Source organism: Sporosarcina saromensis (assembly GCF_054901285.1).
Genome location: NZ_CM142738.1, coordinates 2,424,929 through 2,445,914, shown reverse-complemented (window position 1 = coordinate 2,445,914; position 20,986 = coordinate 2,424,929). Strand labels below are relative to the sequence as shown.

The 20,986-nt window shown below is 41.1% G+C and carries 18 protein-coding genes and 1 pseudogene; 3 read left to right on the top strand and 16 right to left on the bottom strand.

Annotation, left to right across the window (positions count from 1 at the left end):
• The first annotated feature begins 154 nt into the window (after positions 1-154).
• Positions 155-763, top strand: coding sequence for a Holliday junction resolvase RecU (recU, locus tag ACVHUV_RS12295; RefSeq protein WP_371390025.1), 609 nt, complete (start codon positions 155-157; stop codon positions 761-763).
• A gap of 24 nt (positions 764-787) precedes the next feature.
• Complete coding sequence (locus ACVHUV_RS12290) at positions 788-3,442, top strand: PBP1A family penicillin-binding protein (protein ID WP_462084753.1); 2,655 nt, start codon at positions 788-790, stop codon at positions 3,440-3,442.
• Positions 3,443-3,602: 160 nt separating this feature from the next.
• Here the strand turns inward: ACVHUV_RS12290 and nth are convergent, their stop codons facing one another.
• The 14 genes and pseudogenes from nth to ACVHUV_RS12220 all read right to left on the bottom strand — a co-directional run bounded on the left by nth (position 3,603) and on the right by ACVHUV_RS12220 (position 18,017).
• Entirely contained in the window at positions 3,603-4,253 is a 651-nt protein-coding gene (gene nth, locus ACVHUV_RS12285) for an endonuclease III (RefSeq protein WP_462084752.1), read from the bottom strand.
• Between the two features lie 10 nt (positions 4,254-4,263).
• Positions 4,264-4,971 carry a DnaD domain-containing protein gene (locus tag ACVHUV_RS12280; RefSeq protein WP_462084751.1) on the bottom strand — a complete coding sequence of 236 codons (708 nt, stop codon included), beginning with the start codon at positions 4,969-4,971 and terminating at the stop codon, positions 4,264-4,266.
• Between the two features lie 32 nt (positions 4,972-5,003).
• Entirely contained in the window at positions 5,004-6,299 is a 1,296-nt protein-coding gene (asnS, locus tag ACVHUV_RS12275; RefSeq protein WP_462084750.1) for an asparagine--tRNA ligase, read from the bottom strand.
• Positions 6,300-6,376: 77 nt separating this feature from the next.
• Positions 6,377-7,570 (bottom strand): pyridoxal phosphate-dependent aminotransferase, encoded by a 1,194-nt coding sequence (locus ACVHUV_RS12270; RefSeq protein WP_462084749.1) that lies wholly within the window; start codon positions 7,568-7,570, stop codon positions 6,377-6,379.
• A gap of 53 nt (positions 7,571-7,623) precedes the next feature.
• Positions 7,624-8,103, bottom strand: coding sequence for a cell wall elongation regulator TseB-like domain-containing protein (locus ACVHUV_RS12265; protein WP_462084748.1), 480 nt, complete (start codon positions 8,101-8,103; stop codon positions 7,624-7,626).
• A gap of 39 nt (positions 8,104-8,142) precedes the next feature.
• On the bottom strand, positions 8,143-10,947 hold the full coding sequence (gene dinG, locus ACVHUV_RS12260) for an ATP-dependent DNA helicase DinG, 3'-5' exoribonuclease type (protein ID WP_462084747.1): 2,805 nt from the start codon (positions 10,945-10,947) through the stop codon (positions 8,143-8,145).
• Positions 10,948-11,126: 179 nt separating this feature from the next.
• Positions 11,127-11,507: an aspartate 1-decarboxylase gene (gene panD / locus ACVHUV_RS12255; RefSeq protein ID WP_462084746.1), complete on the bottom strand. Its 381-nt coding sequence runs from the start codon at positions 11,505-11,507 to the stop codon at positions 11,127-11,129.
• The gene (gene panC, locus ACVHUV_RS12250; RefSeq protein WP_317941497.1) at positions 11,482-12,381 is read right to left on the bottom strand and encodes a pantoate--beta-alanine ligase; all 900 of its coding nucleotides are present in this window, start codon (positions 12,379-12,381) and stop codon (positions 11,482-11,484) included. Before panC ends, panD begins: the two co-directional genes overlap by 26 nt.
• The gene (gene panB / locus ACVHUV_RS12245; RefSeq protein WP_462084745.1) at positions 12,371-13,216 is read right to left on the bottom strand and encodes a 3-methyl-2-oxobutanoate hydroxymethyltransferase; all 846 of its coding nucleotides are present in this window, start codon (positions 13,214-13,216) and stop codon (positions 12,371-12,373) included. Before panB ends, panC begins: the two co-directional genes overlap by 11 nt.
• Positions 13,217-13,586: 370 nt before the next feature.
• A complete protein-coding gene (locus ACVHUV_RS12240; RefSeq protein ID WP_462084744.1) occupies positions 13,587-14,570 on the bottom strand; it encodes a biotin--[acetyl-CoA-carboxylase] ligase in 984 nt (327 codons plus the stop codon).
• Complete coding sequence (locus tag ACVHUV_RS12235) at positions 14,548-15,735, bottom strand: CCA tRNA nucleotidyltransferase (protein ID WP_462084743.1); 1,188 nt, start codon at positions 15,733-15,735, stop codon at positions 14,548-14,550. Before ACVHUV_RS12235 ends, ACVHUV_RS12240 begins: the two co-directional genes overlap by 23 nt.
• Positions 15,732-16,866, bottom strand: a pseudogene (gene bshA, locus ACVHUV_RS12230) (N-acetyl-alpha-D-glucosaminyl L-malate synthase BshA). The gene ACVHUV_RS12235 and the pseudogene bshA overlap by 4 nt, the downstream one beginning before the upstream one ends.
• Positions 16,867-16,890: 24 nt before the next feature.
• On the bottom strand, positions 16,891-17,691 hold the full coding sequence (gene dapB, locus ACVHUV_RS12225; RefSeq protein ID WP_462084742.1) for a 4-hydroxy-tetrahydrodipicolinate reductase: 801 nt from the start codon (positions 17,689-17,691) through the stop codon (positions 16,891-16,893).
• Entirely contained in the window at positions 17,691-18,017 is a 327-nt protein-coding gene (locus ACVHUV_RS12220) for a nucleotide pyrophosphohydrolase (protein ID WP_462084741.1), read from the bottom strand. The genes dapB and ACVHUV_RS12220 overlap by 1 nt, the downstream gene beginning before the upstream one ends.
• Positions 18,018-18,122: 105 nt before the next feature.
• Here ACVHUV_RS12220 and ACVHUV_RS12215 point away from each other — a divergent pair, with 105 nt between their 5' ends.
• Positions 18,123-18,995, top strand: a complete 873-nt coding sequence (locus ACVHUV_RS12215) for a YitT family protein (RefSeq protein ID WP_462084740.1) — start codon at positions 18,123-18,125, stop codon at positions 18,993-18,995.
• A gap of 553 nt (positions 18,996-19,548) precedes the next feature.
• On the opposite strand, the gene ACVHUV_RS12210 is transcribed toward ACVHUV_RS12215, so the two are convergent.
• Positions 19,549-20,223 carry a zinc metallopeptidase gene (locus ACVHUV_RS12210; RefSeq protein WP_462084739.1) on the bottom strand — a complete coding sequence of 225 codons (675 nt, stop codon included), beginning with the start codon at positions 20,221-20,223 and terminating at the stop codon, positions 19,549-19,551.
• Between the two features lie 73 nt (positions 20,224-20,296).
• Entirely contained in the window at positions 20,297-20,866 is a 570-nt protein-coding gene (lhaT, locus tag ACVHUV_RS12205) for a lipoprotein heptaprenylglyceryl N-acetyltransferase LhaT (protein ID WP_462086906.1), read from the bottom strand.
• Positions 20,867-20,986 lie beyond the last annotated feature (120 nt).

Genomic DNA, 20,986 nt, shown 5'->3' with positions numbered 1-20,986 from the left:
CTTCCTTTATATAGTCTACCAAAAATAGAGGCAAATCACCACCTTACAACGAACGTGCATTCCGCATTTAGATTAGAAAACGATGAGAACGGAACTTTTAAAAGACGAATCCGTCCAATCATTATGGTATGATAGGAAATGCGAGGTGGTAGGCATGACAATTCGTTATCCAAACGGAAAAAAATATGTACCGGTTAATCAGTCGACAACAAAAAAGACGGCGAACATCTCTTTTAGTAATCGCGGTAAGACACTTGAAGACGAATTGAATGATTCCAATGAATACTATTTGTCCAACAATATTGCCGTCATCCATAAAAAACCTGTACCCATTCAAATTGTAAACGTCAAATACCCTGCCCGAAGCGCAGCCGTCATTACTGAAGCGTATTTTAGATCACCATCGACAACAGACTATAACGGAGTGTGGAAAGGACTATACATTGATTTTGAAGCAAAAGAGACGACAAGCAAAACCTCTTTTCCATTGCAAAACATTCATGAGCACCAAGTAAAACATATGAAACAAGTGATCGAACAAGATGGTTTAGCTTTTTTTATCATTAAATTTACCGCACTTGACCGGTATTTCATCCTTTTCTATGAGTATTTCGAAAAAAAGTGGGAAAGAATGATAGCAGGAGGAAGAAAATCTATTACTCTTGCTGAAATGGAAGAGATGTCCATCGAAATGCAGGCAAGTTTTCAACCGAGGTTGGATTACTTGGCAGCTCTCGAAAATCATTTGCAATCTTTATTATGAACGATGTGAAAGGCAGGAAAACGTATGAGTGATCAAATGAAATCACGAGCAGCGCGCAGACAACAGATGGAGTCTGAACGCAAAAAAGGAAAAAAGAACAATAAAAATTCAAAAGGGCTTTTAAAGAAAATCATACTTGGCATTGTAGCACTTGGGATTGCAATGTTTGTCGGTGGTTTAGGGCTGTTTGCATTTTACGCTAGCAGCGCACCTGACCTTGATGAAAGTTTATTGAAAGACCCCCTCTCCTCTTCCCTTGCAGACATTAATGGGGATGTTTTCATGAAGTTAGGGGAAGAAAAACGAGAATTTGTACCGTATGATGAAATTCCGAAAGAAATGAGAGATGCAATTCTTGCAACTGAAGATGTCCGGTTCTTTAAACACCACGGAATGGATTTTTGGAGACTGGGAGGCGCAGTTCTCGCTAACTTCAGAAGTGGATTCGGTTCTCAAGGAGCTTCCACATTAACGCAACAAGTCATTAAAAACTCTTTCTTATCCGATGAAAAAACACTGAAACGGAAAGCGCAAGAAGCATGGTTGGCTTTTAAATTGGAAAGAGAATACGAAAAAGAAGAAATCTTTGAAATGTATTTTAATAAAGTATTGATGTCTGGACGAATTCACGGTTTTGGTACAGCAGCTGATCATTTTTACGGGAAAGAACTAAGCGAACTTGAATTACACGAAATTGCTATGCTTGCTGGTTTACCACAATCACCGAACGGTTACAACCCGTTTAAAAATCCAGAGCGGGCTGAAAAGCGACGAAACATTGTCCTCGGTCTCATGTACAAACATGAAAAAATAACAAAAGCTCAAATGGAAGAAGCAAAGGCAATTCCTGTTACTGAAACTTTATTGCCAGAAGATCAACGCCAAGAAAACAGTAATTCCAAATACCTCGCGTATGTAGACGTTGTACTTGATGAGTTGGAAGCTGCAGGAATGATGGATCTACTATCGGAAGGTGTGACAATACACACAGCACTTGATCCTAAAGCACAACAATCCGTGGAAAGTGCCATCAATTCCGATATTTACGAATCAGAAGAGATGCAAGCTGGTATGACCGTATTGAACACAAAAACAGGTGAAATCGTCGCAATTGGTGGAGGTCGTAACTACGGTGGTCGTAATTTGAACTTTGCATCCGGTGACAACCCAAGAATGCCTGGTTCTGTTATTAAACCAATCCTTTCTTATGGGCCAATTATCGAAAGTAAAAGTTGGTCAACTGGGCAAGTGATCGTTGACGAACCTTATAAATACAAAGGGACAAATACTTCCATAAACAATGTAGATGGTAAATTTCACGGAGCGATTTCAATTCGACAAGCTCTGTATAACTCAAGAAATATTCCTGCCGTTAAAATTTTCGAAGAAATTGGCGGGAAACAAGCAAAGCAATTCGCAGAAAATCTTGGACTTAATTACGAGAAAATTGATGGATCCAATGCACTTGGTGGTGGCGAAGCAGAATTTTCTACAATTGAAATGGCGGGCGCTTATGCCGCATTCGGAAATGGAGGCATTTACACAAAGCCACATACGATTAAAAAAATCGTATTACGCGATGGCAAAACTGAACGGAACCTTGCGCCGGATCCTCAAACAGCAATGAAAGATTCAACCGCCTACATGGTAACAGATATGTTACGTGATGTTGTTACAAAAGGAACTGGTAAAAAAGCGAATGTATCAGGATTGGATATGGCCGGAAAGACAGGTACAACAAACTATTCTTCAGAAGTTAAGAAAGCAAATGGCTTGAAGAATACTGACGTTCCTGACAGTTGGTTTACTGGCTATACGACGGAATACACGATTTCTGTATGGGGTGGATATAAAAACCGTAATACCCCTATTAAAACGTTTGATCAGGGACGAGACGTTCCTAAACACCTCTTCCGGAACGTAATGACCGATCTTGTCAGAGGTAAGACAACACCACACTTTAAACAACCAAGTTCAGTGGAAGAAGCGACAATTGTTAAAGGATCTAATCCATTGATTCTCTCTAGCAATTCCACTCCTGACGAAATGAAGAGCACAGAATTATTTGTTAGAGGCACGGTGCCAACGGAAATGGCTGAAGAAGTACTTACCGAGTTGGAAGCACCAACAAACTTATCAGCCGAGTATGATGACGAAAGCAAGTCCGTGACGCTAGAATGGGATCATAACGAACCTAATTCCGATTTGTTTGATGGAGACGTAGAATTTGCGGTTTCGGTATCTGTTGACGGTAGTAACGCTCAAAATATGGCGACTACAGCCGAAAATTCGGTTACCTTTAATGGCGTAGAGCCTGGACGTACGTACGTATTCTCTGTCATAGCGATTGCAGGTGATATACAAAGTAGCCCAGCTTCCACTTCCCTACTCGTTGATGAACAGGTAGAGGAACCAGAAGATGACGGTGAAGACGAGCAAGAGGAAGAACAAGAGGAAAACGAAAACGGTAACAATAATGGAAACAACAATGGCAATAACAACGGTAATAATAACGGCAATAACAATGGTAACAACAGTGGAAGTGGAAATGAAGACGGGTCTAACGATGGAGATAACAGTGGTTCATCCGGTGATTCCTCAGGCACTGGAGATGGCTCAACCGGTAATGAAGGTAGTAAAACGCCTGGATCCGGTACGAATGATGATTCAGGCGATTGATAAACGAATTGCATAGTAAAAAGAGACAGTCGAAGCATTCCGTGCCGACTGTCTCTTTTTTCACTTGTTTAATTCGATTTATAACCAACTTGTTTATTGCGTGATTTTCAGTAAACTGGACATCGATTAAAAGATCGGTTTGCATAAAACAAAAATCTCCCTAACCGATTACTTTCATCCTTTTCTTCCCTTCCCTACACAAAGGAAGAAGCGGACATTCTTCACAAGCTGGATTTTGGGCTTTACAATGATAACGGCCAAAGAAGATTAGCTGATGATGTGTATCCGTCCATCTTTCCATCGGTGTCCACTTCATAATCTTCTCCTCAACGACGAGGGGCGAATCTTTCCATCGGTTCATACCAAGCCGCTTCGCTACACGTTCAACATGTGTATCGACAGCAAGTGCAGGTATGCCAAAAGCATTTGAAACAACGACGTTTGCGGTTTTTCTACCGACACCTGGCAATGTTGTAAGCACGTCTCGGTCTGCCGGAACTTCCCCATCGAATTGCTGAATTAGCATGTCGCTAAGTGCTTGTATATTTTTAGCTTTATTGCGATACAAGCCGATGGACCGGATATCTGTCTGTAACTCTTCAATTGTGACATTTACATAATCCGCAGGTGTCTTATATTTTTTGAAAAGATTTGCTGTCACTCGATTGACAAGCACATCCGTACACTGCGCAGATAGTAGTGTTGCTACAAGCAATTCAAACGGATTGTCATGGACCAATTCACAATGCGCATCCGGAAACATCTTACCTATCTCATCCAAGCAGATTTCCCACTGTTTTTTTGTTAACATCCCTCATCACCTATTCCCGTTCCTCCAACCAATTATAGAAAGGTGCTTTTTTTACAGCTGTTCCATGCGTTGTCGGAGGTTGGACGTTTATAGTCCGAAATGATTTTGTTTGTTTTTCTACATCAGCCAACGTCTTGACATTCTTTTTCTTCCATTCGAAAAGAATTCTGTCAATATACCGTAAACTAAGTTTTTGTGCAAGCACTGATTCTTTCAATGCAGCTTTGATGATTTGTGCGGAATGACCATCTTGATCGATCCACATGGCAATCGTTTCACATTCCATTGGCGATAAAAGACGACCGAATTCTTGTTCAAACAATGAAAAGACTTCGCCTTCCGCTGTACGATTGTCTTGTGCTTGTTCAGCAGTCTCTTTTGCCAGAGCAATTGTCAGGAGCCGGTTCAACAGCGGAAACATGGAAAACTGTTCAAATAAGACGCCTGAAGCATCCTCACCCTGTTGAATTTCTAATAAGCCTCTTTGCATGAGTTTTTGTAAAATAGAAGACACTTGGTTCTCCGTTAAATGCATTCTGTCTGCCAAGTCTGTCGGAGTAGGAAATTGAGCACCTGCAGCTTGAAAGGAAAATATATGCATGAGTAACATTGCATCGATATCTTGAATGTCCAAAGACTTGTAATGCTGAAAAAAGAGCTGGGAAATGGTTACATTTCCCTGCTCAATCCATAAACGGAGCCGTTCTTCGTCTTGCATGTCGAACACCTCATTCGTATGTTAGTGCGTGATCAAGGATACAAACGATTCAACAGACGAGGGAATGGAATAGACTCCCTAACATGTTCTACGCCGGAAATCCATGCGACTGTCCGCTCTAAACCTAACCCGAAACCTGAATGCGGAACAGCACCATATTTACTAATATCTAAATACCATTCGTATGCCTTTTCATCTAAATTGTGTTCTTGAATACGTTGTTTCATCAACGCATAGTCATGAATACGTTGTGATCCACCAATAATTTCTCCGTACCCTTCAGGAGCGATCAAGTCCGCACATAACACAACATCATCTCGATCAGGGTGTGGTTGCATATAGAATGGCTTAATGCCTATTGGATAATGTGTAATGAACACAGGCATGTCAAAGTTCTCGGCTATTGCCGTTTCATGCGGAGCACCAAAATCATCGCCCCATTGAATATCATCGAACCCTTTTTCGTGTAAGAATGTAATTGCATCATCGTACGTAATTCGCGGGAATGGAGCTTGGATTTTTTCAAGTTTTGATACATCACGACCAAGACGTTCCAACTCGAGTGAACAATTTTGAAGTACAGATTGGACAATATGCGCAACATATTGTTCTTGTACTTCTAAGCTTTCAGCATGCTCAACGAAAGCCATTTCAGGCTCAATCATCCAGAACTCAATTAAATGTCTACGTGTTTTCGATTTTTCAGCACGGAAAGTCGGTCCAAATGAAAAGACTTTCCCAAGTGCCATCGCCGCTGCTTCCATATATAACTGACCGGATTGTGACAAGTAAGCATCTTCATCAAAATACTTCGTATGGAACAATTCAGATGTTCCTTCGGGCGAAGATCCTGTCAAAATAGGCGGATCAATTTTCACAAAACCGTTCATATGGAAAAACTCGTATGTTGAACGGATGATTTCATCACGAATTTTCATAATGGCATGTTGTTTACGTGAACGCAACCAAAGGTGACGGTGGTCCATAAGGAATTCCGTCCCATGTTCTTTTGGGGTGATCGGATAGTCCACTGCTTCGTGAATGACCTCAATGCCTTTCACTTGTAGTTCTACTCCGAATGAAGAGCGCTCATCTTCAGTCACTTCTGCAGTAATATAAAGCGAACTCTCTTGGTTAAGCGACTTTGCTGTAGCAAAGATGTCCTCTCCCACGACTTCCTTCACAACAACTCCTTGTACAAAACCAGATCCATCTCGAAGTTGTAGGAAAGCGATTTTTCCGCTTGATCGTTTGTTTGCCAACCACGCACCGATTCTTACCGTTTCACCAACATGGTCTGGCATTTCATGTATCATTATTGTTTTCATAAGTTCCTCCATAAGTATGACATTTCGTTTAATTGCGGCACCCTATATTAACCTACCGCTTTGCACAATATACTATTTTATTCTTTCCAATTCGCTTTTACAAATGAATGAATTCGGCTAACCGCTTCCTCCAATAAGTCAATGGAAGTTGCATACGACAAACGGATTGTATTTGGAGACCCGAAACCTGAACCAGGAATGACAGCAACTTTTGCTTCGGTTAACAATGCCGCCGCAAAATCGTCAACGGACGAAAAGCCTGTTTTCTCCATTGCTTCTGACACTTCAGGCAGTAAATAAAATGCCCCTTGCGGTTTAATGACTTTGAAGCCTGGAATTGCAACAAGTTGAGGATAGATCCGCTCTAGTCTTGATTCGAAATCTTTTCGCATTTCTTCCACCGCATCTTGTGGCCCGTTATACGCCTCGATTGTCGCGTATTGCGAAGTTGTTGTTGGATTAGAAGTTGAATGACTCGCTAAGTTCGTCATTGCACTAACGACTTCTTTATCACCAGCAATATAGCCAATCCGCCAGCCTGTCATAGAATGTGATTTGGACACACCATTAATGATGAACGTGCGATCTTTTGCGTCTTGCGACAATTGTGCAATTGAAACATGTTGCTCTGTTCCATAGATTAATTTTTCATAAATCTCATCAGAAATAATCCAAATATCCTTCTCTTGACAAATCGAAGCGATCTGCTCTAATTCTTGACGAGAATAAATCATTCCTGTCGGATTACCAGGTGAATTAATGATGACCGCTTTTGTCTTTTCCGTAACAGCCTCTTTAATTTGTGTTGCTGTCACTTTAAATTGTGAAGAAGAAGTACTGTCGACAAAAACCGATTTCCCACCAGCAAGTTTAACTTGTTCAGGGTAGCTGACCCAGTACGGAGTTGGAATGATTACTTCATCCTCAGGATCTAAAATGACTTGGAAGAGCGTATAAAGCACATGTTTAGCACCGATACCAATCATAATCTCAGCACGCGAGTAGTCCAAATCCTGGTCATGCTTGAGCTTTTGGATCACTGCATCTTTAAGCGCTGGCAAGCCACCTGAAGGTGTATACTTTGTCTTGCCATCTTGCATGGATGCATATGCGGCCTCCAGGATATTTGCTGGCGTATTATAATCAGGTTCTCCTGCGCCTAAACCAATTACATCAATGCCCGCTTCTTTCATCTCTTTTGCTTTTGCAGTAATCGCAAGTGTAGTTGATGGACTCAATGTACTTACACGATTTGCCAGTTTCTTTGTCATCTGAATCTCTCCTTTTTGCCTGCTCATCTAGTCTCTAGTGATGGATATAGCTGTTAAAGATTTAATATCCGCTTCCACCATTCACCGTTTTCAAAAAACACATATACATAATTCAATTTTCCATTTTCACTTTTAAAAGCAACTTCCCAAACAGGATATTCACCTTCTACACCAAGTGTAACGTGAAGAATTTTGTCCACTTTCAGCTCTGATTTGACTGTTTGGATAGCTTGCTTAGAATTAATTCCGTCTTCCAATTTCACTGAATCGAGGATTTTGTCACTTTTCTCATCTACAAACACTGCCTTCTCGATTCCTTTTTCATCTTTACCGAATACGGTCACCATGGATATCGTACCATTGTATATTTCCGCATGCTCGATGGACAGCAATTCACCAGACTGCTGTACACTCTTTTCAGCATTTTGCAACGCTGCTGAAAACGGCTTTTGTGCATTGGTGAAGATGATTGTAACGAGAACAATCGCTAAAGCTAACAGGAATGCTGAGAAAAATTTTATCCAATTCATCATTATGCATCACATCCTACTCTCGACACAACAGCATGCCAACTAGTCATCCTGCTTTCGCTTACATTCTGTTTCATTATAACAATCTTCGAGCTCATTCACCATACGTTCTAGTGATACTCTTTTTATCGGTACGTTAGGTAAAGCATTTAGAAATCGTCGACCATAAGACTTTGTTTCGATGCGACGATCTAAAATGATAAAATACCCTCTATCATTAGACGATCGGATTAATCGCCCAAACCCTTGCCTGAATCGAATAATCGCTTCAGGTAACGCCAACTCACTAAATGAATTAGCACCACTAGCAGTCAATCGATCAGCTTTCGCTTTAAAAACGACTTCATCTGGTGACGAGAACGGTAGACGTACGATTATCACTGCAGTGAGTGCCTCACCGGGAACATCGACCCCTTCCCAAAATGAATTCGTACCAAATAGAACCGACTTATCGAACTGCCTAAATGACTTCAGCAATTTCATACGGCTTCCTGAACTTACACCTTGAGCAATTAATGCATAATCATTTAGTAATTCACTCTCTAAAATCAATTCATATGTTTTGCGAAGCATATCTTGGGAAGTGAATAGGACAAACAAACGGCCACCAGTAGCTATGACGGTTTGGATAACTGCATCTGCAACCGCTTCAATATAAGCACTTTGGGATACATGTTGAATAGAAGGCATGTCTTCGACAATAAAAATCGAGGACTTATTATAAAAATGCAACGGTGCTTCAAACGCTTTAATAGGCACCGTATCGGCTATCCCTAATTGACGGGTTACGAATCGCTCATCATCTTTTACCGTCATCGTGCCTGAAGTCCATACAAGCCCTACTTGCTCATCTTTTACTGCACTTATGAATTCCTTCATAATTCTTGAACCATCTACGGGTGTTTTAATGACTGTTAAACTGCCAGGCAGACTCCGATTATCTTTTTCCACCCAAACGGTATAGTTTTCCTCTTCTCGTTCAAGGAAAACAGTAACCCATTGAGCCGCCTTAATTTTCAGTTCCCTTATCCAATAATCCCATTCTGCGATGAAAGCATGTTCATTTGCCGACATCGACTGTTCGGTCATATGGAGCTCATTTCGTACACGCTCAGCAAGGTAAATATATTCGGTCATCTTTTCAGCCACTCGTAAAAAGGATTGTTCGAGTCCACTGACTTCGTTTAAACGGAATACAATTCGATTCCCTAAATTTGAATTGCGTTTTGGGAATTTACGCGTTGTCAATAGCATCGCTACATTGTCAAATGCACTTACAAATTGCTCATAGGCATCGTTCAACTGACGAAAAACAGCTGAACCACCTGTACCCAATTTCCTGTGCAACTTCATCATCCGGTGCAATAATTGTCCGTCAGCATCTGAACCTAGTTGGCCCATAATGTATTTCCAATTCATATAGGAAAAGACCGTTTCATGCACTTTTGATGCCGAATGGATGAATTGATGCGCTTCGTCAATAATTAAACCAGAAAACAAATGGAACTTCTTACGATTCTGTTGAAAATCTGCCACTAACAACGAATGATTTGTAATGATCAGGTTCGCAGTTGAACAAGCCTTCATCATACGTTCGTGGTAATCTGCATCTTTTTCATCTTCTCGTAATTTATTGAAACGCTTGCGGATTCTGTCAATAAATAACTGTCCACCACCCGATACGTTTAACTCCGTCAAATCCCCCGTCTCTGTTTGTGTTAGCCAAACGAGAATTTGCAAAATTGTAAAAGTCTCATCATACGACTCGTCTGTTATACGTAATAATTCCTCAAATTTGCTGAGAGAAATGTATTGCTCTTTGCCTTTTAGAACGACAGCAGTACATGGGATTTCCAGCATTTCATGTATTTTACCAACTTCGTCAACTAAAATTTTATCAACTAAGTGATTGGTAAACGTACTAATAATAACGGGTTTTCCTGTTTGTAGTGAATGGATAACCGCAGGCAATAAGTAGCCGATTGTTTTTCCGATGCCTGTCGGAACTTCCGCCACTATCTCTTCTTTCGTCGTCAGCATCTTCCAAACGACATCCATAAAGCGAAGTTGTGACTCCCTCCACTCAAATGCAGGAAAAACTTTTGACAATTTTTTCACTTTCTCATCATCCGTAAACGGAAATGAACAACGTGCTACCGCAATTCGATCAGGATATGAAGGTTGTCGATAAGGAATCCCTCTAAATAAAGGGAGATTGTTAACATTCCCTGTTTTACGAACGTCTGACAAAGCTTCATGAATAAGTGTGGATATGTTTGATTTCAACGAAAAAGAACGTCTGTGTAAGAGGTTCAAGGTCTCTGCTGGCAAAGTTCGAAGTTTAGCTAAAGCCGTTAACAACAAATAAGCTGTCGCTTCAGCGTCATCATCCGCTCGGTGTGCTGTTGGAAGCATGATGTCTAGCTCTTCCGCAAGGTCTTGCAACCGATAACTAGCAGAAGATGGAAATAGAATTTTCGCCAATTCGACTGTATCAATTTTCTTGCCTGACCAAGCCGGTACTTGGCATCGTTTAAACTCACTTTGTAAAAATGCAAGATCAAAATCCGTATTATGTGCGACAAAAACTGTTCCTTGTAGCATTTCGGAGACAGTCAATGCAATCTCTTCAAATGAAGGTGCTGCGCTTACTTCACGATGTGTAATTGACGTCAATTGTTGGATGAACACAGGTATTTCACGGAGGGGATTTACAAAGCTTGAGTATTTCCTGACAATTGTACCGTCCTCAACGAACACAATTGCAATTTGTATAATCCGATCTCCTTTTGAAGGCGAATGTCCTGTCGTTTCCAAATCAACGACTGCATATGTACGATTATCCATTCAATCATCAACTTCCTGTATTGGATACTACAGCAGATTGTATCATATTCAGCCTAAAGTTTGCGCAATTACATACTTATCAGCTCTATTTAATTTTTCGGATGTTAGAAGTAGCATTCAGTTTTGTATGCAATTGAAAAATACTGATGAAAGAAAGTTCTTCTCTCATCAGTACAAAATTACGCCTCTACGCATGCGACTTCTTTCATCACTTGTTGAATCCGATTCTTTTCATCCATTAGGAGTACGGTCGGTTCATGTGAGGCCGCTTCTTGATCGGTAACGTACACATAGGAGATGATAATGACAATATCTCCAGGTTGGACAAGACGGGCAGCTGCACCATTTACACAAATAACTCCACTTCCCCGTTCCCCTTCGATGATATACGTTTCAAAACGTGCACCATTGTTATTGTTAACAATATGGACTTTTTCGTTCGGCAACATCCCTGCCGCATCAAGCAAGTCACGATCGATTGTTATACTTCCCACATAGTTTAAATTGGCTTCTGTAACGGTTGCTCGGTGTAGCTTACTGTTCATCATCATTCGAAACATTGTATCCACCCTTAGTTGACATAATAATATTATCTATCAATCTTGTCGTTGAAAACTTTATTGCACACGCGATTATCATTTCATTCGTTTCTTCTGTAACTGGTCCTAAACTTGGATAATCCAACACTTGTACGTAGTCAATGGCGCCACTGCTTGTTGAAGTGATGAATTCCGCAATTCTTCGTTCTACCTCTTCAGGTGAAACACTCTCTAACAACCAGTCAATCCCTTTTTGCAACGCTTGATAAATGACAGGCGCTTCCTGCCGTTCTTTACTTGTCAAATTGACGTTCCTCGAACTCTTTGCCAATCCGTCATTTTCACGCACAATTGGCACACGAACAATTGTTGTTGGAATATTATAGTCTCTGACAAATGTCTCAATCAACGCAAGTTGCTGGGCATCTTTCATGCCAAAATACGAACGATCTGGCGCGACAATGTTAAACAATTTCAAAACGACTTGCAACACGCCGTCAAAATGACCAGGTCGGGAGGCACCACATAATTTGTTCGCTTGTGGACCCGGTAAAATGCGGATGCCGCCATCATTTGGATACATTTCTACTACAGACGGAGCGAAGATGATATCAACGCCTGCTTCTTCTGCTAACTTGGAATCTCTATTCAAATCTCTCGGATAGGATTCGAAATCTTCTCCAGGACCAAATTGCGTAGGGTTCACGAAGATACTCATGACAACTAGATCATTTTGCATCTTTGCTTGTTTTACCAGTTCAAGATGCCCCTCATGTAAATACCCCATCGTCGGAACAAAACCAACCGTAGAGCTTGACCGATCCATAGAGTCTAGCAGTCGTCTTAGTTGTTCGATCGTATGGACGACTTGTAACGTATTTGTTTTAACGTTCATCTGTTTTGCCTCCGTATAAAACGACCAATTCTTGTTCGTGCATGGAAAAACGATGCTGATCGGAAGGGAAACGTACAGACTTCACTTCTTGCACATATCCTTGTAATCCATTCCGAATCTCGTTTCCAATGGTTGCATAGGACTTTACGAATTTCGGAACGTGATGGTTTCCATATAAAACAGTATCATGGAAAACAAGCACTTGGCCATCTGTCCCTGCCCCTGCACCAATTCCAATTGTCGGGATTGAAACTGCTTTTGAAACAGCTTCTCCTAACTGATAAGGAATACATTCAAGTACAATCATGCAAGCTCCTGCCGCTTCACAAGCTACTGCATCTTGAATGAGGCGTTCTGCTGCGTCGGCAGTCTTCCCTTGTACTTTATAGCCCCCTGCTACAGCAGCTGATTGCGGAAGTAACCCAAGGTGTGAGACAACAGGAATACCTGTTTCCGTCAACAATCGTGTCATTTCGATGACTTTCCCACTACCTTCAAGCTTCAACGCATTTGCTCTTGTTTCTTGAAAAATCCGAATGGCTGATTGTAACGTTCTATCTTCCGAACCATGATACGAACCAAAAGGCATATCGACGACAATGAATGTCTCCTTCGCTCCACGTCTCACAGCTTTCCCGTGATGAATCATGTCTTCCACTGTGACAGCTGCCGTTGTCTCATACCCTAAAACGACCATTCCAAGTGAATCGCCTACGAGTAATACATCAACTCCCGCTTCTTCAGCAAGTTGTGCAGACGGATAGTCATATGCGGTCAACATGACAATTTTTTCATTCTCTTTCTTCATCTTTTGAAAATCGGTTGTACGTTTCACAATAACCCTCTCCTTTTTTGGTAGTAAAAGGAGAAAACCGGAAATCACACACATTGGCCACCTTCGATCAGACGACTGGATGATTCGAGTAGAACCATTGCCAATCAAGCCAATTTTCTACTTGCATAGGAATGTAGAATAAGCACGCCTACCATGCAAATAAAACCCTTCTATCCAAAAAAGGACAGAAGGGTTGTGTTATCATCGATTTGGTTTCCTCCGTCCCTGTCTTTTGCAAGATCAAGGCAGAACGTATTTAACTGGAAAAACAAAAGTACTTCTTCAGGTGCAGTTCCGATTGATACTGCCCTTCGCACTTACTATACCAAATTGATAGAACCTTGTATAGTTGTAGAATTCTTATTCTTCATTAACTTTCTAGAACGATATCCGCGGAATAAATTCCACGAATGGATCCATCGTCCAATTTAAGCTCTAACAGTCCTTCATCAGAAATGCCGAGTGCCAGTCCTTCAATTGTTTCATTTAACATAACCGCGCGGATTCGCTTACCTGCCGTATTTGAATACCCTTCCCACAGAAGTTTGATTGGTCCAAATCCATGTTTTTCGTACATGCTCGTATACAATTCTAGAAAGCCTAAAATCGCTGCAATAAGTTTTGCCCGATTGATTTCTTGCCCTGTTGCAATTTTTAATGAAGTAGCAATTGAATGCAGTTCCTCAGGAAAATCGTTCACTTCATGGTTAATGTTCATACCAATGCCAATAATAATCGCTTTTACTCGGTCCGGATCTGCCTGCAATTCTGTCAAAATGCCCGTCACTTTTTTGCCATCGAGCATAATATCGTTTGGCCATTTAATCGTCGCTTCGATATTGACGACTTCCTCAATCGCTCTAACGATGGCGACTGCGGCGACCAAAGTCATTTGAGGCGCTTGTTGTGGTAACAATTCCGGACGAACGATTACACTCATCCAAATCCCTTTATGCGCAGCTGAACTCCAAGGACGCGACAACCTTCCTTTACCGCCACTTTGTTCTTCTGAAACAATTAGCGTCCCATCTGGCGCATCGTTTTGTGCAAAATCGTGAGCAATGAGTTGAGTCGACGCACATGTTTCAAAATGAGTAATGTGTCGACCATACCGCTTTGTTTTTAAATATTGTTGAATTGTAGCACCATGTACACGATCAGGTGATGAAATCAATACATACCCTTTTTTACGCACGGATACTATTTCATATCCTTCTACTTCGAATTCTTTTATATATTTCCAAACCGCTGTTCTGGAAAGCCCAAATTCATCCGCAAATTCTTGTCCGGAGATTGGTCGTCCATCTGCTTCGAATAACCTTTTCAGTAACTCATTTTTCACGTTTGTATTCATTTAGAAACCATTCCTTTATACGAAATGCATCATTGTCGCATTGTTGATGTAACACCGCCGACTCAATTTTATCCATCCATTCACCGACCCAACGGCCACCTCTTTGACCAATCCACTCCATCAAGTCTTTACCATTTACTTGCAAATCATCTTTTGAATGTATCGGCAACGCTTCCCAAGCTGATGTCAAATGCTCGTAGCTGACACGTTTACTTTCTGGATAAAGTGCATGATAGAGCTTTTCGGCGGTCCACAACACGTCAATTGAGTGAGCGTATAAGTCAACAATGGTATAATCGTTTTTTTGTCTGTTGAAAAATGCATGCGCGACTTGTGTTAAAAAACCTTTTTCCCGATTCGACATTTTATAGGCTCTTGCTAATTCAAGTGGTGTAAAATGTCCGATTCCCATTAGCATCGCCCACCCTTGTTCCGGTCCTTCAAATGGTGCACAGTGCAATAACTTTTCTGAAGTAGTGAAGAGGGGTAAATAGGCCGATAAGTTCGTTTGCGCAATTGCCTTGAGTGCTTGTCCCACATATTGACCAGTCCACAATTTGTCCATTTCCATTTTTATGCGTTCGATGGACACATACCGAATTTTCTGGGCATGTCGTGTAATTGCTAAGCTAGTTTCTTCTTCAATCGAAAAGCCTAATACGGAAACAAATCGGATCGCTCTCAACATTCTTAATGCGTCTTCATTGAAGCGTTCATCTGGATTCCCTACTGCCCGTATCAATCCATGCGCCAAATCTGTTTGGCCGCCAAAAGGATCGATAAGATCTCCTGTCCGCGTCAATGCTAGTGCATTTATCGTAAAATCCCTTCTTTGCAAATCATCTTTTAGAGTCCGTACAAAGTGAACTGCATCAGGTCTACGATGGTCGGAATACGTGCTTTCTGTACGATACGTCGTCACTTCGATGGGCTCATTTTGCATGAGGACAAGCACTGTTCCATGCTCGATTCCTACATCAATTGTCTGGGAGAAAACGTTCTTCACCTCATTCGGAAAAGCTGATGTCGCTATGTCGAAATCATTTGCTACTTTCCCAAGGAGGTGATCACGCACTGCTCCTCCTACAAAAACAGCTTCATAACCGGCTTCTTCCAATTGACGAATAACTTCTTGACTACCTTGCGAACCAAATGATTGCATCATACACATTCAGCCACTTCATAATAGATTTTTTCATAGGCGATAACGATCGCTTCAGAATTGAATTTGTCCCTTACTGTATGAATTGCTGCTTGTTGAAATTGTTTGTGTACACTTGGTTCTTGAAGAAGCGACAACGCTTTTTCTGCTACTGCCTTAATGTCTCCAAGCTTTACAAGATAGCCGTTCACGCCGTCTTCTATTACTTCAGGAATGCCACCGATATTCGTTCCGATAGCAGGAACGCCACAAGCAAACCCTTCTAATAGCACTAAACCAAACGCTTCTTTCTCAGATAACAAAAGCATAAGGTCACTAATTGCCAACAACTCAGGTAAGTCATCACGCTTTCCTGTAAAAATGATGTCAGCATCCAAGCCGTTTTCTTTTGCCTTTGCCATCATCTCTTCTTGCTCCGGACCAATTCCAACAAGCACCAATTTCGCTTCGACTTGTTGGCGAATCAATTTAAAACTGTCGATGACATCGCCAATTCGCTTGACACTTCGAAAATTGGATATGTGAATGAGAACTTTTTCTTCCTCACGAATTCCCAAGTCTTGTTTTAACGTACCTGGATTGACTGGACGGTATCTTTCTTCATCTATAAAATTGTATATCGTCTTAATCTCTTTTGTTGGGTCAATTAATGCAATTGTATCCTGTCGTAACGATTCTGAAACGGCTGTTGCACAATTCGATTTTTCAATACCGTACCGCACCGTATTCCGTAGAGCAGGATACCTGCCCTAGAATCGTAACGTCTGTACCGTGCAACGTCGTAATGACACCGATTGTAGAACCTGCCATATCTTTTGCTAAAGCTGCTGATATTGCATGTGGAACCGCATAGTGCACATGCAATAAATCGAGTTTTTCTTCAACAATCACTTGCGCAATACGATTGGCTAAAGCAATATCGTATGGTGGGTATTTAAACACTGCGTACCCGTCTATTTTAACTTCATGGAACTGAATGTTTGGATGGACATCAGGAATACGAAAAGGTCTGCTCGATGTAATATAATGCATCTCATGGCCTCTTTCCGCCATTTTTAATCCGAGCTCAGTTGCGACAACGCCAGAGCCACCTAAAGTAGGATAGCAAATCACTCCGACTTTCAACTTTCTCACTAAGAACACCTCTTCTATAAAACGTTAATCGATAATATGTTCAAGCCCATAAACAAGCTCTTTCCGTCCCATCACTTCACGAATTGCAAGCATAATACCTGGCATAAAACTCTTTCTGTCAAAGGAATCGTGACGGATTGTAAGCAGTTCGCCTTCTCCACCTAACAAAACTTGTTGGTGTGCAAGCAAGCCCGGTAATCGAACACTATGGATTTTCATACCATCCACATCTGCTCCACGCGCCCCATCAATATGCACTTGCTCTTCAGGATGCCCCTGTATGTGGGCAGGTCGATATTGTTGAATCATCTCAGCAGTTTTCACAGCCGTTCCGGACGGCGCATCCAACTTTCGGTCATGGTGTAACTCAATGATTTCAACATCCCCTAAATAACGAGCAGCTTGCGCTGAGAACTTCATCATAAGAACTGCTCCAAGTGAAAAATTTGGCGCGACGATACAACCAATTTGGTGCGACTCCACTAAGACAGCAATTTCATCCAACTGGGATCTCGTCAAACCCGACGTTCCGACGACTGGATAGATTCCTAATTCGATTGCCGACTGAACGTTCACGAACACTGCATCTGGATCTGTCACATCCAATAACACATCGGGTGCATGATGTTCAGCAAGTTCGGCCAAACTTGTATAAATCGGTATGCCATGACGTTGATCGTTCACTGTTGAATTATGTACATGCAACCCATCGTATTTATAATCAAGTGCCGCAACGACGATCGCATCGTTTGCTTCTTCAATTGCCTGGATGGCGGTTGTACCCATTCTTCCACGCGCCCCTGCAATAGCTACTTTAATCGTCATCATTGCTCCTCCTTTTTCGTCCAACGATCCGCATCACGCTCTTTAAATTTCATTAACACTTTTTCTAATGCCTCGTCTAAACGAATTCCTTGTGAATTGGCAAAACAAATGAGGACAAATAATAGGTCCCCTGTCTCCTCTTCAAGAGATTTAACCGTTTCAGTATTTTTCTTCTTTTTCATGCCATGCACATGTTGTACTTCCCGTGAAAGTTCACCTAACTCTTCTGTTAAACGTGCGATTAATTCCATCGGAGGGAAGTACCCTTCTTTAAAACCGTTAATATACGTATGTACTTCTTCTTGCAGAGCTTGCATTGTTTTCATTTCCTTCAATCCCTCCATTTGTTATCGTATTCATTTGCAGAACTATTGTCAAAAATTGAAGAATCGATGATAATAAACTAAGTCATCCAGAAAGGTGGTCATCATTTGTTACAAGGACTAAAAATTAAAAACATATTTTTCATCGTATTAGGAGCAGCGATATTCAGTTTTGGACTTGTTCATTTTAACATTCAACATGAATTAGCTGAAGGTGGTTTCACTGGAATTACGCTAATTCTTTTGTTTGCATTTAAATGGGATCCTGCCATCATGAACCTCGTGTTAAACATTCCAATGTTTTTAATCGGATGGAAATTGCTAGGAAGAAGAGCATTCATTTATACGCTTATCGGAACTGTCGCCGTTTCAGTCTTTTTAAAAGTATTCATGAAATACCAATTTACGATACATATGGAAGATGATATGTTTCTTGTCGCCCTCTTTGCGGGTGTTTTCATCGGTATCGGTTTAGGAATTATTTTCAGGTTCGGCGGAACAACAGGCGGTGTAGATATTATCGCACGTTTAGCCCACAAATACATAGGATGGAGCATGGGAAAAACGATGTTTATGTTCGATGCCTTTGTCATACTCTTATCGTGGGCTGTTTACTTAGACTATCGATCAATGATGTATACGTTAGTCGCATTATTTGTCGGTGCGCGTGTCATCGATTTTGTCCAAGAAGGTGCTTATGCTGCAAGAGGTGCGTTCATTATTTCTGATATGCAGGATGCAATTGCTTCGAAAATTGCGCTCGAAATGGAACGCGGCGTTACAGTATTGCGTGGCTACGGGCATTTTACAAAGTCAGACAGAGAGATTTTGTATTGCGTCGTTGGAAAAAATGAAATCATTCGTTTAAAAAACATTATTACATCCGTTGATCCACACGCATTCGTTTCTGTTACAGATGTTCACGATGTATTAGGGGAAGGCTTTACGTTAGATGATAAAAAGCAACCTTTGGAGATGTAGTCATGCATTTTTTTACTGAAGGATATAATTGCGTGTAGCCGCTAAACTGGGCTGCACGCTTTTTTTTGTAGGGAAAATGCTAGTACATTATTTGACAGTTCTAGTGGAGTGATTGCATGGAAATGTTGCTTATGCGGTGTTTTGAGGAGTTATGCGGAGTTTACGTGATTAATGCGCCGTTTGGAGCGGTTATGCCGCGTTTGCGCGATTAATGCGCCGTTTGCAGCGGTTATGCCGCGTTTGGAGCGGTTATGCGGCGTTTGGAGGAGTTATGCGGAGTTTACGCGATCAATGCGGCGTTTGGAGCGGTTATGCCGCGATTGCGCGATTAATGCGGCGTTTGGAGCGGTTATGCCGCGTTTGACTGATTTATGCGTTGTTTCGGCTTGGTATGCCGCATTTGACGGAGTTACCATTCTGACACACAGTAAATTTTCTTAGTAGTAACACTGATTGCCTACAAAGCTGTCATGTTTTGATGACAAAAAAAAAGTGAAATAGAGCGGGCTCCATTTCACTTTTTCACTAAAAAGGTTTCACATCACACAATCTTTTATGCATCATCTCTTGCTTGAAAGATATAAATCAGACGAACCAATTCCATGACCGCGACCGCAGTAGCAGCAACATAGGTCATAGCAGCGGCGTTAAGCATCTTTTTAGCATGTGGTTCTTCTTCATTTCGGATAATCCCTAATTCAATAATTTGATTCATTGCGCGATTGGATGCATTAAACTCAACTGGTAGTGTTACAATTTGGAACAATACCCCAACTGCCATTAAAGCAATACCAATGCCCAACAATGAATTGAACGCCGTGGAAAGTATTCCGATTATAATGAAAATCCATGAGATATTAGATGAAATACTCGCTACAGGTGCAAGACGGTGGCGGAAACGAAGGAATGCATAGGCTTCCTTATCTTGAATCGCATGTCCGACTTCGTGAGCGGCAACCGCAGTACCTGCAACTGATGCGTGATGGAAATTGTCTGAAGACAACGCAACTGTTTTTGTTAAAGGATTATAATGGTCACTCAAGAAACCTTTGTGTTCGACAACTTTAACATCCTGTAACCCATTATGGTCAAGTATTAAACGTGCGACTTGTGCTCCTGTCATTCCAGATGTAGAACGCACTTGCACATATTTTTTATACGTACTTTTCACTTTGAATTGAGCATACAACGGAAGCAACATGATGATGCCCAAGTATACAAAAAACATGTTCAATTCCCTCCCTTTTCTCTACGTATATTTTATAACGTCTACCATGTAAGCGCAACTTTTTACTATTATGCTATAACAGTCCTGCTTTTTCCTTTTTTCTCAATACTGTATACGCAATAGTGATACAAGCGATCGATAACCAAAATGTAAAATACCCGATTTTGTCCATATGTTTCATTAAATCGTAATAAATCGGCATTTGCCCGAAAACATAATCGATGACATCGTTATGCAGTGTCCAAATCGCACCGATAACAAGATGACCAAAGCGAAATTTATAAAACGGAATGTAGAGAATTGCTTGAACAGCCATTGCAAAATGTGAACCGATGAGCATCCATCCTTGCCAACCGATTTCACCAATTTCTGCTAATGTTAAAAGATTCATGACGACTGCCCATAAGCCATATTTCACAAGAGTAATAAGCGCAAGTACTTCAATTAATTTAAAATTCTTGCCAACCAACCAACCGATAATCGCCAAAGAGAAAAACAAACTTGCGGTCGGACTATCCGGCACGAAAATCCAATAGATCGGTTCAGTGTCTTCAAGTTGCCACATGTACCAATCATAGCCATACACTGTGCCTAAGATATTGGTAAATAATAAAATCCATAAAAAAGATTTGTGGAATAACATTAACCAAATCCGCGTTACAATCGAAATGACCACCAGCTCCCCGTTTCATATGTATATATGTATGGTATCACTTTCAACTAAAAACTTGTAAAGAAAAAAGAGTCAGTTTCCTGACTCTTT

Excerpts from the sequence above, each read along its gene's own strand:
- ACVHUV_RS12280 (WP_462084751.1), bottom strand. The coding sequence starts at position 4,971 with ATGCAAGACGAAGAACGGCTCCGTTTATGGATTGAGCAGGGAAATGTA.
- ACVHUV_RS12290 (WP_462084753.1), top strand. The coding sequence starts at position 788 with ATGAGTGATCAAATGAAATCACGAGCAGCGCGCAGACAACAGATGGAG.
- dapB (WP_462084742.1), bottom strand. The coding sequence starts at position 17,691 with ATGACGATTAAAGTAGCTATTGCAGGGGCGCGTGGAAGAATGGGTACA.
- ACVHUV_RS12235 (WP_462084743.1), bottom strand. The coding sequence starts at position 15,735 with ATGATGCAATCATTTGGTTCGCAAGGTAGTCAAGAAGTTATTCGTCAA.
- panC (WP_317941497.1), bottom strand. The coding sequence starts at position 12,381 with ATGAACGTTAAAACAAATACGTTACAAGTCGTCCATACGATCGAACAA.
- ACVHUV_RS12270 (WP_462084749.1), bottom strand. The coding sequence starts at position 7,570 with ATGACAAAGAAACTGGCAAATCGTGTAAGTACATTGAGTCCATCAACT.
- dinG (WP_462084747.1), bottom strand. The coding sequence starts at position 10,947 with ATGGATAATCGTACATATGCAGTCGTTGATTTGGAAACGACAGGACAT.
- nth (WP_462084752.1), bottom strand. The coding sequence starts at position 4,253 with ATGTTAACAAAAAAACAGTGGGAAATCTGCTTGGATGAGATAGGTAAG.
- ACVHUV_RS12220 (WP_462084741.1), bottom strand. The coding sequence starts at position 18,017 with ATGAAAACAATGCAAGCTCTGCAAGAAGAAGTACATACGTATATTAAC.
- ACVHUV_RS12210 (WP_462084739.1), bottom strand. The coding sequence starts at position 20,223 with ATGTTTTTTGTATACTTGGGCATCATCATGTTGCTTCCGTTGTATGCT.
- ACVHUV_RS12265 (WP_462084748.1), bottom strand. The coding sequence starts at position 8,103 with ATGATGAATTGGATAAAATTTTTCTCAGCATTCCTGTTAGCTTTAGCG.
- recU (WP_371390025.1), top strand. The coding sequence starts at position 155 with ATGACAATTCGTTATCCAAACGGAAAAAAATATGTACCGGTTAATCAG.
- panD (WP_462084746.1), bottom strand. The coding sequence starts at position 11,507 with ATGTTTCGAATGATGATGAACAGTAAGCTACACCGAGCAACCGTTACA.
- asnS (WP_462084750.1), bottom strand. The coding sequence starts at position 6,299 with ATGAAAACAATAATGATACATGAAATGCCAGACCATGTTGGTGAAACG.
- ACVHUV_RS12240 (WP_462084744.1), bottom strand. The coding sequence starts at position 14,570 with ATGAATACAAACGTGAAAAATGAGTTACTGAAAAGGTTATTCGAAGCA.
- lhaT (WP_462086906.1), bottom strand. The coding sequence starts at position 20,866 with ATGTTATTCCACAAATCTTTTTTATGGATTTTATTATTTACCAATATC.